At 60.6% G+C, this 12,678-nt stretch carries 11 protein-coding genes; 2 read left to right on the forward strand and 9 right to left on the reverse strand.

Annotation, left to right across the window (positions count from 1 at the left end; genetic code table 11):
- Positions 1-65 precede the first annotated feature (65 nt).
- Positions 66-959: a LysR substrate-binding domain-containing protein gene (locus Q666_RS37650; RefSeq protein WP_023001422.1), complete on the forward strand. Its 894-nt coding sequence runs from the start codon at positions 66-68 to the stop codon at positions 957-959.
- A 54-nt stretch (positions 960-1,013) separates the two neighbouring features.
- On the opposite strand, the gene fba is transcribed toward Q666_RS37650, so the two are convergent.
- From fba to Q666_RS37675, 5 genes are read right to left on the reverse strand one after another with little or no spacing between them, the layout of a single operon-like run.
- Positions 1,014-2,051: a class II fructose-bisphosphate aldolase gene (fba, locus tag Q666_RS37655; protein WP_023001423.1), complete on the reverse strand. Its 1,038-nt coding sequence runs from the start codon at positions 2,049-2,051 to the stop codon at positions 1,014-1,016.
- Between the two features lie 10 nt (positions 2,052-2,061).
- Positions 2,062-3,048 carry a class 1 fructose-bisphosphatase gene (locus Q666_RS37660; protein ID WP_023001424.1) on the reverse strand — a complete coding sequence of 329 codons (987 nt, stop codon included), beginning with the start codon at positions 3,046-3,048 and terminating at the stop codon, positions 2,062-2,064.
- A gap of 32 nt (positions 3,049-3,080) precedes the next feature.
- A complete protein-coding gene (locus Q666_RS37665; RefSeq protein WP_023001425.1) occupies positions 3,081-3,536 on the reverse strand; it encodes an RpiB/LacA/LacB family sugar-phosphate isomerase in 456 nt (151 codons plus the stop codon).
- Position 3,537: 1 nt separating this feature from the next.
- Positions 3,538-4,317, reverse strand: coding sequence for a triose-phosphate isomerase (locus Q666_RS37670; RefSeq protein ID WP_023001426.1), 780 nt, complete (start codon positions 4,315-4,317; stop codon positions 3,538-3,540).
- A gap of 4 nt (positions 4,318-4,321) precedes the next feature.
- A complete protein-coding gene (locus Q666_RS37675) occupies positions 4,322-5,086 on the reverse strand; it encodes a DeoR/GlpR family DNA-binding transcription regulator (protein WP_031269510.1) in 765 nt (254 codons plus the stop codon).
- Between the two features lie 143 nt (positions 5,087-5,229).
- On the opposite strand from Q666_RS37675, the gene tkt reads away from it, so the two are divergent.
- Positions 5,230-7,245 (forward strand): transketolase, encoded by a 2,016-nt coding sequence (gene tkt / locus Q666_RS37680; protein ID WP_031269511.1) that lies wholly within the window; start codon positions 5,230-5,232, stop codon positions 7,243-7,245.
- Positions 7,246-7,271: 26 nt separating this feature from the next.
- Here tkt and Q666_RS37685 read toward each other — a convergent pair whose 3' ends face one another.
- The 4 genes from Q666_RS37685 to Q666_RS37700 form a co-directional block, all read right to left on the reverse strand.
- Positions 7,272-8,207 (reverse strand): sugar-binding transcriptional regulator, encoded by a 936-nt coding sequence (locus Q666_RS37685; protein WP_031269512.1) that lies wholly within the window; start codon positions 8,205-8,207, stop codon positions 7,272-7,274.
- Between the two features lie 146 nt (positions 8,208-8,353).
- Entirely contained in the window at positions 8,354-9,286 is a 933-nt protein-coding gene (locus tag Q666_RS37690; protein WP_023001430.1) for a TIM barrel protein, read from the reverse strand.
- 46 nt (positions 9,287-9,332) lie between these two features.
- Positions 9,333-10,850 carry a glycerol-3-phosphate dehydrogenase gene (locus Q666_RS37695; RefSeq protein ID WP_023001431.1) on the reverse strand — a complete coding sequence of 506 codons (1,518 nt, stop codon included), beginning with the start codon at positions 10,848-10,850 and terminating at the stop codon, positions 9,333-9,335.
- A 1-nt stretch (position 10,851) separates the two neighbouring features.
- Positions 10,852-12,456, reverse strand: a complete 1,605-nt coding sequence (locus tag Q666_RS37700) for an FGGY-family carbohydrate kinase (protein WP_353607749.1) — start codon at positions 12,454-12,456, stop codon at positions 10,852-10,854.
- Positions 12,457-12,678 lie beyond the last annotated feature (222 nt).

Raw genomic sequence — 12,678 nt, forward strand, 5'->3', positions numbered from 1 at the left:
GCATGGAAACATGTTGCCTACCGTTGTAAAAATGAGAAATTTCGAGAAATACATGACTGAAACGCATGCATAAGGACGACCTCTCACTGGCCCGCCTGAAACCGTTCGAGGCCGCTGCGCGATATGAAAGTTTCACACGCGCGGCCGATGAACTCGGCCTGACCCAGACGGCCATCAGCCGGCAAATTGGTCAGCTTGAAGAGGAACTGGGTGTCCGCCTGTTCGAGCGGCGCAACCGCGCGGTGTTCCTGACCGAGGAAGGAAAACGCCTGGGCCAGGTTGTCGGAGAAGCACTCAGGGCAATCCGCACGGAAGTTGCCGCCATTCGCGGGACAGGCGATCCAGATACCATCGTCCTGCGATGCCAGCTATGCGAAGCCTTCTACTGGCTGATGCCGCGTCTCTCGGGTTTCCATGCGGCACATCCTGAAATCCAGCTTCAACTGGTCAGCGCGTTGGAACCCCTAACGGAAGCTCGCGAACCATTTGACGTCGCCCTTCAGACCACCGGGCGGGCGGCCGGAGCGGCACGGTTGGTGTTCACGGCGTCCGACGAGATCTTCCCGGTCTGCGCTCCGGCGCTCTTGAAAGACGTTTCGTTGCCGCTGACACCGCAAGAGGTCTCCACCTTGCCGCTCCTGTCGCACCGTGTGGTGCCACAGGACTGGTTCGACTGGCCGGACTGGTTCGAAGCTGTCGGCGTTCCGCGATCCGCCCACAAGAAGGTCATCTATTTCGACAGTTACCCGCTTGTTCTTCAGGCCGCCGTTGCCGGTCAGGGTGTTGCCCTCGGCTGGAAGCGCACGGTGGACGGCCTGGTCGACGAAGGCAAGTTGCGCTCCATCTGTGATGTTGCCCTGAAGAGACCAAGCGAAATCTCGGTTTACCGAGGCACCAAACAGTCGCGGCACAATGCCGTCGACCAGTTGATCGCCTGGCTCCGCGCAGAACTGACGTAACTCGTTGATATCATTCGAAAAACCTAGTTTGGCCAGGCCAATAACGCGTGATGTTCAGTTGTAGCGCTGTGCCATCGCTTCCAGCGGCAGCGGGCGAATGCGGCTGGCGTTTCCGGCTGTTCCGAAAGCCTCGAAACGGTCGCGGCACACCTGCGCCATCAACTCCATGGCTGGCTTCAGGTATTTGCGTGGATCGAATTCGGAGGGATCGTTCGTCAGGGCCTTGCGTACGGCTGCCGTCATTGCCAAGCGGTTGTCGGTGTCGATGTTCACCTTGCGCACACCGCTCTTGATGCCACGCTGTATTTCCTCGACCGGAACGCCCCAGGTCGGGCGAATATCACCGCCGTAGGAATTGATGATTTCCTGGAGATCTTCCGGCACCGAAGACGATCCGTGCATGACGAGGTGCGTGTTCGGCAGTCGGGCGTGAATGGCCTCGATCACGTTCATTGCCAGAACGCTGCCATCCGGCTTGCGCGTGAACTTGTAGGCGCCGTGGCTGGTGCCCATGGCAACGGCAAGCGCATCGACACCCGTGTCGGCAACGAAGCGTTCAGCCTCTGCCGGATCGGTCAGGAGCTGGTCTTCGCTCAGCTTTTCGGTCGCGCCATGCCCGTCTTCCTGATCCCCCATTCCGGTTTCGAGCGAGCCGAGCACGCCAAGTTCGCCTTCCACCGAAACACCGGCCGCATGAGCCATGTCCACGACCTGCCGGGTGATGCCCGCGTTGTAGGCATAGTTGGCAGGCGTCTTGCCATCCGCTTCCAGCGACCCGTCCATCATCACGGAGGTGAAGCCATGCTGGATAGCCGTCACGCAGGTTGCCAGGTTGTTGCCGTGGTCCAGATGCATGCAGACGGGAATATCGGGATAGGTTTCGGCGAAACCATCAATCAGGCAGGCAAGCACCCTGTCACCGGCGTAGGCCCGTGCGCCCCTGCTTGCCTGCAGGATGACCGGCGCATCGCAATCGGCCGCGGCGCGCATGACAGCCATGCCCTGTTCCATGTTGGAAATGTTGAACGCAGGCACAGCGTAGCCGTTGTCAGCTGCGTGATCCAGCAGCTGACGCAAAGTGATGCGGGCCATCAAAAGCTCCTTAGGTGTTGTCCGTGCAATAGGTAATGAACATGTCGACGTTTTCGGGTGACCCGAAAATCAACGGAATGTTCTGGTGCAGGCTCTCGGGCATCAGGTCGAGGATAGGAGTTTGCCCGTCCGTCGCCTTGCCGCCGCCCTGCTCGATCAGAAACGCGATCGGGACCGCTTCATAGACCAGACGCAGGCGCCCGTTCTCATAGCCGGGCCGCCGGTCGCCGGGATAAAAGAACAAACCGCCCTGAAGCAGGATCCGGTGAAATTCGCCAACCGCGGAGGCCAGCCAGCGCATGTTGTAGTTTTCGCCAAGACGCCCCTCCTTGCCTTTCAGAACGTCATCTGAAAAGCGCCGGACCGCATCCGGCCAATGACGGGCGTTGGAAGCGTTGAAGGCAAGTGTTCTTGATTTTGCGGGCACCTGATGGTTCTCCCGCAACATGCGGAACACGCCCGTAGCGCGGTCGAAGACTGCAAGGTGAAGGCCGTTGCCCAGGCTGAACCCCAGGTCTGTGGAATGGCCAAACGAAACATATCCCGCCGCAATGACGGATCTGCCTGTGCACAGAAAACCCTGGTCCGATGCCGGCAGGATCGAGAACAGGGTCCCGAGCGGAGCGCCTGTTCCGATACTGCCGGACCCGTCGATGGGGTCGATGGCAACGTCGAGCGTGCCTTCCGGATTGAGAAGAATAATCTCTTCGGCTTCTTCCGAAAGAAGCTGGCGGACACCCGCTGCCCGCAACACCTCGACCATGTGAAGATGGGCACCGACGTCGAGTGCCTTCTGCTTGTCGCCACTTTCATTGGTGCCGACGACCTCGCCGGGGTCCCCCGGCAACCGGCCTGCGGCAAGCCTGTCTGCCAGAACGCCGGTCGCATCCGCAATGGCCTGAAGAACGGCGGCGGTATCGCTCGCCCCATGCTGTCTTGCCAGATACGCTTGCAGCGTTTCGGCATTCACGTCCGTATCGTTCGGAAGTCTCAGCATGGTCTCATCATTCCTCAGGTCAGCAATTTCGATCAGACCGCATGATACTTCGAATCGACGGCATTGATCGCGTCAACATTGCTAGCAGAACGACCGTTGACGTCGAATGTTTCCTTCAGGAAGGCGTCGGCGATGGATTTGGCGAGTTCGGGGCCAACCACACGCGCGCCCATGGTGATGATCTGGGCATTGTTGGAAAGGGCTGCCCTCTCGGCGGAGTAGGTGTCGTGGGTCAGTGCGGCGCGAATGCCCGGCACCTTGTTGGCGGCAATGCACACTCCGATACCGGTTCCGCATACCAGGATCGCCCGGTCGTAGGCACCGGAGATCACCTGGCTGGCAACACGCTCGGACAGATTGGCATAAAACGCATCCGGCCCTTCGGGCGTTCTGGAGATCTCGTCGACCTCGAAACGATCCTTCAGGTAGTCCGCCAGCAGTTTCGCAAGGCCTTCGCCTGCACTGTCGCCCGCAATTGCAAGTTTCATGTCAAACCTCTCCGAGTTTCGACGAGCACCTGGCGAGAATGTCGAGATAACCCTCGACTTCCCAGGCGGATCGCCCGATGAACAGCCCGTCCACATGAGGACAGGAAATGAGCTCTTCGCAGTTTCCGGGATTGACCGACCCGCCATAGAGGCAGGGGATACGCCGGTTGAGAACGTCCTCGGCAACGGCAATGATCTCCGCCTGGCGAGCGTCGGCATAGTCCGACGTTGCCGGCACACCATTGACGCCGATTGCCCAGACCGGTTCATAGGCAAGCAGGATCTCGGCCTGTTTCTGCCCATCGGACAGATTGCCAAGAGCCGCGCGAACCTGCGCCTCGAGCACCGCCTTTGCCTGTCCGGCCTCTTTTTCCGCCAGCGTTTCACCGATGCAGATCAACGGAACGAGCCCGTGACGCACGGCCGCTTCGGTCTTCAGGCCCACGGTCTCATCGGTTTCACCGAAAAAACTGCGCCGTTCGGAATGCCCAAGTTCGACAATGTCGAGACCGCAATCGGTCAGCATGAGCGGCGAGACTTCTCCCGTCCACGCGCCTGCATCTTCCCAGTGCATGTTCTGCGCGCCGACCTTCACCGATGTGCCTGCGAGCATCGCCTTCACTTCGCGCACCGCGGTGAAGGGAGGGATGACAAACCGCTGGATCCGGGGATCCCGATCCGCGTCGGACGTGACAAGCCCGTCCGCAAACCGTCTGGCATCCGCCAGCAGCTTGTTCATTTTCCAGCTCGTACCGACCCATTTTCCGGTGAGGGCAGCCATTCGCTCAGTCCTTTGCGATCATCAGCTTGAGCCCCGCAGCCTCGATTTCCTTCGCCGCATCTCCGGCCGGCTGGTCATCCGTGATGATCCAGTCGAACCGATCCAGATCGGCGAGGGTATGAAGTGCGGTGCGTCCGAAACGCGTGTGATTGACGAGCAGGCAGCGCCGAGACGCGGCACCCATCATCTTTTGCTTGGAACGAACGACGTTGTCGTCCATGTGAAAGGCCTTCAGGTCCGCTACGGCCGGGGTCGACACGAAAGCGATATCCGCGCGCAACTGCGACAGCGCCGCTTCGGTAACGACGCCGAAAAAGCCGTTGAACTTGGCCGAATAGACGCCGCCGAGGCCCAATAGGGTTATGCCGGGCTCATCCCGCAAACCATCGAGAATGGCGGCGTTGTTGGTGATGACCGTCAGCGGCCGCTTTTCCGGCAGCATTGAACCGAGCACTGCGGCCATCGAACCGTCGTTGATCATCACGGTCATGCCGGGTTCGATCAGCTCGAGCGCCGCACGGGCCATCCGCTCCTTCGCGGCCGCGTCCTGGCGGGCCCGGATGCGGAAGTCGCTTTCGAACTGCGTTCCTGAATCCGCAGTGGCACCTCCGCGCACCTTGCGCAGCACGCCGGCCTGTTCGAGCTCGTCCAGATCCCGGTGAATTGTCATTTTCGAGACGGCAAATCGCTCCGCAAGGTCGTCGAGATCGACTTCCCTGTGCTCCACGAGCAGATCCATGATCGCCTGTCTTCGTTCTTCGCGTTTCACGCAAATCCTCCTCGTCCGGCGTTCACCGGATACTTGATACCTAACATCACAAAATCACAAAATCAAAGTTATTTTGTGATTTTGTGATTTATTTTTGTGACATCCTCCGCTACGCCTATGCCGTAAGCGCAGAGGAGGACCTCATGACTACAGACACATTTCTATCGTCGAAAGCAGCCCTGGACCCGGAAAATTTCAAACTCGCCAACTGTATTCGGGCGTTGTCCATAGATGCCGTCGAGGCAGCCGCTTCCGGACATCCGGGCGCGCCCATGGGTCTCGCGGATGCAGCGACCGTGCTGTTTCGCAAACACCTGAAGTTTGACGCGAAAACGCCGGACTGGCCGGACAGGGACCGTTTTGTGCTGTCAAACGGTCATGCCTCCATGCTCCTCTACAGCCTGCTGCACCTGTGCGGCTATGAAGACATGACGATCGAGGAGATCCGAAATTTCCGGCAGTGGGGCTCGATAACCGCAGGTCATCCCGAGCATGGTCACGCCAAAGGCGTCGAAACCACCACCGGCCCTCTTGGCCAGGGGATTGCGACCGCCGTCGGCATGGCCTTGGCCGAACGGCGTCTTGCAGATGAGTTCGGTGATGATCTCGTAAATCACAATACTTATGTGATCGTCGGTGACGGCTGCCTTCAGGAAGGCATTGGTCAGGAAGCGATCAGCCTTGCCGGTCATCTGGGCCTTGGCAAACTGATCGTACTCTACGACGACAATTCCATCACCATCGACGGCCCAACCAGCGTTTCCTTTTCCGAGGATGTTCCGGCCCGCTTCGCAGCCTGTGGCTGGCATGTGCAAACGTGCGACGGACATGACGGTTCTGCAGTCGACGCCGCACTGACCGCAGCCAAGGCAGCCACCGAAAAACCCTCGATGATCGCCCTGAAAACGGTGATCGGCTTTGGCTCCCCCAACAAGGCGGGCACCGCCGGTGTACATGGCGCGGCGCTTGGCAAGGACGAAGCGGACGCGACCAAGAAAGCTCTCGGATGGACGGCTCCTGCTTTCACCATTCCGGATGATCTCGCCGACAGCTGGAAAAAGATCGGCACACGTGGCCAGGACAGCCGCGAGGCCTGGGAAGGCCGGCTGGCAGGTGCGCCTGAAGACAAGCGCCGCGAATTCGAAAGACGCGTGAGCGGCACCTTGCCGGCAGGCTATGAGGCAGCGGTCTCCAGTGCGCGTGACAGCCTCTTTTCAGAGCCCAGGTCCGCGGCCACCCGCAAGGCAAGCCAGATGGCCCTGGAAGCCCTTGCCCCGGCCCTGCCGGAAATGATCGGGGGATCAGCCGATCTGACCGGGTCGAACCTGACCCGCGTTCCTGCGGTCAACAGCCAGTTTTCGCGGGAAGCGTCCGGCCGTTATATCGGTTACGGAGTTCGTGAATTTGCCATGGCGGCAGCCATGAACGGACTCGCGCTGCATGGCGGCTTTCTGCCCTACGGCGGCACTTTCCTTGTCTTTTCCGACTATGCAAGGAACGCCATTCGCCTCTCGGCCCTGATGGGGCTGCGCTCCATCTATGTCATGACACATGATTCCATCGGTCTTGGCGAAGACGGCCCGACCCATCAGCCGGTCGAACATCTCCTCTCGCTGAGGGCAATCCCCAACCTGACGGTGTTCCGACCCGCAGACACGGTCGAAACGCTGGAAGCCTGGGACTGTGCCATTCGCTCCAAGAATGCACCGAGCCTTCTGGCCCTTTCCCGTCAGGCTGTCCCGCAACTGCGCCTGGAGCGGACAGAAGAAAACCTGACGGCACGCGGTGCCTATGTCATCCGCCAGTTCGGAGAAGGCCGCGACATCACGCTGATCGCGACCGGAACCGAAGTCGCACTGGCGGTCGAGGCAGCAGAGGGCCTGGCAGCCGATGGACTGGCCGTTGCGGTCGTATCGATGCCGTCGTGGGAACTGTTCGACGCCCAGCCGGACGCTTACCGCGCCGAAGTTCTCGGTACCGCCCCGCGCATTGCCATCGAGGCCGCGGGAAAACTTGGCTGGGCCCGTTATGTCGGCAGTGAAGACAATGTCATCGGCCTGAGAGGCTTCGGAGCTTCTGCGCCGGCCGAACGCCTCTACGAGGAATTCGGCATCACGACAAAAGGGATTGCCCGCATGGCGAAGTCTCTGGCCGGCTGATCAAGCCGTCTGCGCATCCTGACCGGTCACTCTCCGGTCAGGGCATGCGCGGTGGTCTCGTCGGTGATGAGGCCACGCAGGCGCCCGCTGCGCAAGATGGCGCGAATGGCCTCGATCTTTTCAGGGCCACCTGCAATCGCGATGATCTGACTGTCGGCCCGTTCATCCAGAGTGGCCGCAAGCGTGCGGGCGGTCAGGGTCGTTTCCAGTGTCCGTCCACTGGCATCGAAGAAATGGCCGAGCATTTCACCGACACCGCCACCGGCCTTGATTTCCTGGATCTCACTGAGTTCGATCATGCCGGACGAGACCAGCTGCGCCTGCGGCTCGACGGTGCCAATCCCGACGAGCTTGATATCGGCTGCGTTCGCCATGTCGAACACGTCCTGAACCCCGCGCTGCGCGAGCAGCACCTCCCGGTCTTCCGACGAATTGGCAAAGAAGGGCACCGGCATGACAAAGGCGCTCGCCGCCGTCTTTTCGGCCAGGCGATGCATGACGTCGTATGGATTGGCGGAAAAGTTGCGGGTCAATCCGCCGAGCAGGGAAACGAACTGGACACCGCCTGCATCCATGCGGCTCATAAGACGAACAGCGTTGGAAAGCGTCCGGCCATGGCCAAGGCCAATGACCTTGTGCTCCTTGCGCTCGATTTCCCGGCGGATGAAATCCGCACCGGCCTGGCCCAGAGCCCGCAGCGGCATGCCGGGCTCGCCCAGATCCGGTGCGACATCACAGAATTCGAGGCCGAAGCGGTCGCAGAGGCTGTCTTCCAGCTCGACGCATTCGATGATCGCGCCATCAATGGAGACCTTCACCACCCCTTCGGCAGCCGCCTTTGCGATCAGCCGGTGCGCCTTGACCGAGGCAACCCCGAGCCGCTTTGCCACGGCCGCCTGTGTCAGCCCACCGGCGTAATGCAGCCAGGCAGCCCGCGTCGCGAGCGATTCCTCCGGGTCGATATCCCTCACCTTGCGTACCTTCCCAATATTTCGCAATGCCGCTTGCAGCCGCCAGCCGAACCGCGACGGTCACCTGATTTCAATAGCTTAGATATCGGGGCCTTGCTACCGCAAGCCCGTTGGCAAATAGCCGAAGACGCGATCAGCTAGATGTTGAGATCCTGCTGGCCCGTATCGATATGAGGTGCCCAGAAAGCAACACTCTCGGCGATCTGCGGAATGACCTGGCGGTCATTTGGCTCGCGCTCCTTGAAGCTGAGTTCCAGGCAGATCTCATTGTCCTCGGCGCCGCCTTTCGCCAAAGCTTCCAGAAGCGGCTCGGGATGGATCTGGCCACGGGCGTTGAATTCCGCCGTGAAGGGTCGATGGCCGCTCTTGTCCAGAAGGCTCTGCTTGATGTGAATGATCGGCGATACCCGGGGAACGGCTTCGGCCCAGGCAAAGGGGTTGAAATCGTCCGGATTTGAGCTGGTCACGTCACCGTGGTCGATATCGGCCATCATCCACATCGGAATGGCCATCGGAGTGGCCGAAATTCGCTCCTGAAGGGCAAGGCAGGTCGCTATGGTCTCGCCGAATTCCCGGCCAATGCTCATCGGCTCCCAGAAAACATATTCCAGGCCCGCCCCCTTCGCGTGCTCGGCAACCTCTGCCCAGCAATCGATGGCGATCCTGATCAGGTCGCCCCGCCGGACCGGATCGTCGTAATCCTTGTAGGTGAATATCGCGAACTGGGTGCCGACGGAAACGCCTCCGAGATCGCCGATGATGTCGGCGAAGGTCTTGAACCAGTCTACATAATAACGCCGCACATCGGCATCGGGATGGCCGAAATGATTGAGGCGACCATAGGGCCCCGTCATGCCGCTGGTCACCTGCACCCCAGTCCTGGCAAGTGACGCCGACATCTCGCGCGTCAACCGCCGGATAAGGGGCGCCGGCCAGCTGGGGTTGATGAACTCGTGCGTCAACTGCAGGTCGCGGATCTTCAGGTCGTGAGCGACCGTCTCGATCAGATCCGCGGGATCCGCGTAGCGATTGACCAGCGGGTTTGTGTTGAGCGAAAGCGTCAGGGGCATGAAGTGTCCAGTCGTCGGGGGAAATGGCAGGCGTCCGAGCCGGATATCAGGCGGCGCGTGCGGCGTATTCGGCGTTGAACCAGCTTGAAAAGGCCGCTTTTTCATCCGCGCTCAGGTGCAAGCCGTGTTTGGTCCGCCGGGTCAGGATGTCATCAGCGGTCTGCGCCCATTCCTCGTTGACGAGATGGCGCACCTCGGCCTCATAGAGTTGCGCGCCGAAGTGTCTGCCAAGCCCGTCCAGTGCGGTGGCCGAGCCGACTATCCGGCTGGTCCTTGCCCCATAGCAGCGCCCGTAGTGTTTCAAAAGGGCGCGCGACATCCACGGATAAGCCTCCCGCATCGTTTCCGAAAAGCTCTCGAAATCAGCGTTCGGAATTTCGCCGCCAGGCAACGTGGCGGTTTCCGTCCAGTCGCCGCCCATCTGCGGGAAGATCCGGTCAAGCTTGTGCATCGCGCGCTCGGCCAGCTCGCGGAAAGTCGTGATCTTGCCGCCGAAGACATTCAGAAGCGGGACATTGTCCGTCATGTCGAGATCGAACACATAGTCGCGCGTTACGGCGGACGGATTGCCCTTGCCGTCGTCGAACAATGGACGCACACCCGAGAAGGACGTCAGGACATCCGACCGGCGCAGCTTTGCCTTGAAGTACCTGTTCACGGCCTTGATCAGATATTCGATCTCGAATTCTTCGGCCTGCACGTCCTCGGCCCGGCCTTCATAAGCGATATCCGTGGTTCCGATCAGGGCCTTGTCGCCCTCATAGGGGTTTATGAAGATCACCCGTTTGTCGTCGTTCTGAACCAGATAGGCCTGTTGTCCCTGCCAGAACTTCGGCACGACGATATGGCTTCCCTTGACCAGCCGCACGTTCCGGCTGGAATTCGATCCGGCTACGTTCAAGATGACATCGGATACCCAGGGACCTGCCGCGTTGACGATGCATCTGGCCCGAACTGTTGACGTTTCGCCGGTTTCGCTGTTGCGCAATGTTGCCAGCCAGACGCCGTTGTCGCGGCGCGCGCTGGCAACAGCCGTACGCGTGAGAATCCGGGCCCCTTTCTCGAAGGCATCCAATGCGTTGATGACAACAAGGCGGGCATCGTCGACCCAGCAGTCGGAATATTCGAAACCGCGCTTGTAACTGTCGAGGATCGGCGCGCCTTCCGGATCCCTGTGCAGATCGAGCGTCCGGGTGCCCGGCAGCTTCTTGCGGCCTCCCAGGTGATCGTAGAGAAACAGGCCGAGACGCACGAGCCAGGCCGGGCGGTCTGCCGGGCTGTGTGGCAGCACGAAGCGCATGGGCCAGATGATATGGCTGGCGGAATTCATGAGCACTTCCCGCTCGATCAGGGCTTCGCGCACCAGCCGGAATTCATAATATTCCAGATACCGCAGACCACCGTGAACCAGCTTGCCCGACCGGGATGACGTTCCTTGCGCAAGGTCGTCCTTTTCGCAGAGCCAGACGGACAATCCCCGGCCGGCAGCGTCGCGCGCAATGCCGGCGCCATTGATGCCGCCACCAATCACCAAAAGATCGATCGTCTGCGTTTCGCTCGTCATTTCATGCTCCTGTGGTGACACTGCTGGCAGTTTCCGTCTCGTCGCGGCTTTCGGTGCGCAGTTTCGCGAGCAGGTCCCATGTGCCTGCAAGATCCCTGCGAAGACCTGCAAAGACCGGGAAAATAGCCTCGTAGGACCGGACAAGGCCGGGATCGGGTGCTTCCGCCTGTCCAAGCAAGGGCGTGACCCACTCGCTGATGCAGCTGCGCATGTCCGGATAAACGCCGGTGGCAACCGCCGCCATCATTGCGGCACCCGCCGCTCCGGCCTCGTCCCGGGCCGAGACGCGAACCGGTGCGTTCACCGCGGCTGCCAGTATCTGACGCAGTGCCGGGGAGCGTGCCGCGCCTCCGGTCAACCGAAGTTCGGAAGGAAGTGCTCCCATTGCGGCGTAGCAATCACGGGCAGCCATACCGAGACCTTCCGCCACCGCGCGCACCAGATCCGCGTAGCCATTTGCGGCGGAAAGCCCAGTAAATCCGGCGCGGGCGTTGGCATTGACGAAGGGGCCGCGTTCGCCGGCTTCAGAGATGTAGGGGTGATAGAGGATGGAGCCCGGCTTGCCGGCGGCAAGCCAGCCCTCGATGTGGGACACCAGATCGCGGTGAGAGACATCCTGTCCCATGCCGCGCATCACGTCCGCGGCAATGTTGAGAACCCAGTCGAGATTGAGGGTGGCCGCCATGTTGGTCTGCACCTGGGTAACGATGCCCGGCACCGGCAACGCAATCACATAACCTGTGCCTTCAGCATTGAGGTGCACTTCTTCGGCTGGCTTGGCATGCATGTGCACACCGGTGGAGCCAATCGTCGAACAGGCGGCATCCGCCTCGCCCGTGTAGACACCGGCGCCAAGTGCTGTCATCACCATGTCGACGTAGCCGAGCGAAACCGGTGTCCCTGCCCGAAGGCCCGTCACCTTCGCGGCCGCACCGCTCAGCCCGTGGGTCGTTTCCGTTCCCTCGACGATCTCCGGCAGCAGATGCCGCCGGTGCCTGAGGCCGAGTGCTTCGATAGCCACATCATTATATTGCCGGGTCCGGAAGTTGCCGAAGGTGAAACTAGCCTCGGACGGGTCCGTTGCCTGGACGCCCGTGAGGTTCAGGTAGAGCCAGTCCTTGCAATGAAGCGCGACTTCCGCACGGTCCAGGCTTGCCGGATCAAACCGGTCCATATGTGCAAGCTGGGCGCCTTGCTGACAGGTATTCAGCCCTGTTCCCGTTGCCTCGAACCGGGCCCGGTTCAGCGCATTTCCTTCCAGCCGGCTGACAGTAGGTGCGGCACGGGCATCAAGCCAAAGCCAGGCGTCACCGACCGGAACATTGTCCCGCCCCACCAGCCAGGTTCCGTCTCCCTGCGCGGTCACGCCGATCGCGACAGTGCGCCCGCTCAGGCCATCGACCAGATTACCAAGCTGTTTCAGGGCTGTGACACAGTCCTGCCAGGTTCGGCTCATGCACTGGGTCGCGGCACCTCCGGCGCCGGTGTCATAGGCATTCGTGACCGAAGCCACCGCAATCTGGGTGCCTGAAAGGTCGAACGCCACCGCTTTCACCACGGACGTGCCGGAGTCGATTCCGATAAGAATGTCGCCCTTATGCATGATGGCGTCCACCGCCCAAGCCATGCTCAAGAGCCGCTATTTCGGCTTGCATTTCATTCCTCCCAGAAAGCTTCAACTGACCGGACTCTCGCAGATCCTGACTGTTTGCACAGCCCTGCATGCGCCGTTCGGGACGAAGCTTCTGCAGTCTATATATAACACTATTATCTCATATGCATGTATTTTTTTACTGACAAAGTAATTTATTTCATCTAGGGTGATTGT

Source organism: Labrenzia sp. C1B70 (genome assembly GCF_000475395.1).
GTDB lineage: Bacteria > Pseudomonadota > Alphaproteobacteria > Rhizobiales > Stappiaceae > Roseibium > Roseibium algicola.

Bases quoted from the DNA above. Each gene is read 5' to 3' on its own strand.
- Q666_RS37665 (WP_023001425.1), bottom strand. From the start codon at position 3,536: ATGAAACTTGCAATTGCGGGCGACAGTGCAGGCGAAGGCCTTGCGAAA.
- Q666_RS37670 (WP_023001426.1), bottom strand. From the start codon at position 4,317: ATGGCTGCCCTCACCGGAAAATGGGTCGGTACGAGCTGGAAAATGAAC.
- fba (WP_023001423.1), bottom strand. From the start codon at position 2,051: ATGGCCCGCATCACTTTGCGTCAGCTGCTGGATCACGCAGCTGACAAC.
- Q666_RS37660 (WP_023001424.1), bottom strand. From the start codon at position 3,048: ATGCTGAGACTTCCGAACGATACGGACGTGAATGCCGAAACGCTGCAA.
- tkt (WP_031269511.1), top strand. From the start codon at position 5,230: ATGACTACAGACACATTTCTATCGTCGAAAGCAGCCCTGGACCCGGAA.
- Q666_RS37695 (WP_023001431.1), bottom strand. From the start codon at position 10,850: ATGACGAGCGAAACGCAGACGATCGATCTTTTGGTGATTGGTGGCGGC.
- Q666_RS37650 (WP_023001422.1), top strand. From the start codon at position 66: ATGCATAAGGACGACCTCTCACTGGCCCGCCTGAAACCGTTCGAGGCC.
- Q666_RS37690 (WP_023001430.1), bottom strand. From the start codon at position 9,286: ATGCCCCTGACGCTTTCGCTCAACACAAACCCGCTGGTCAATCGCTAC.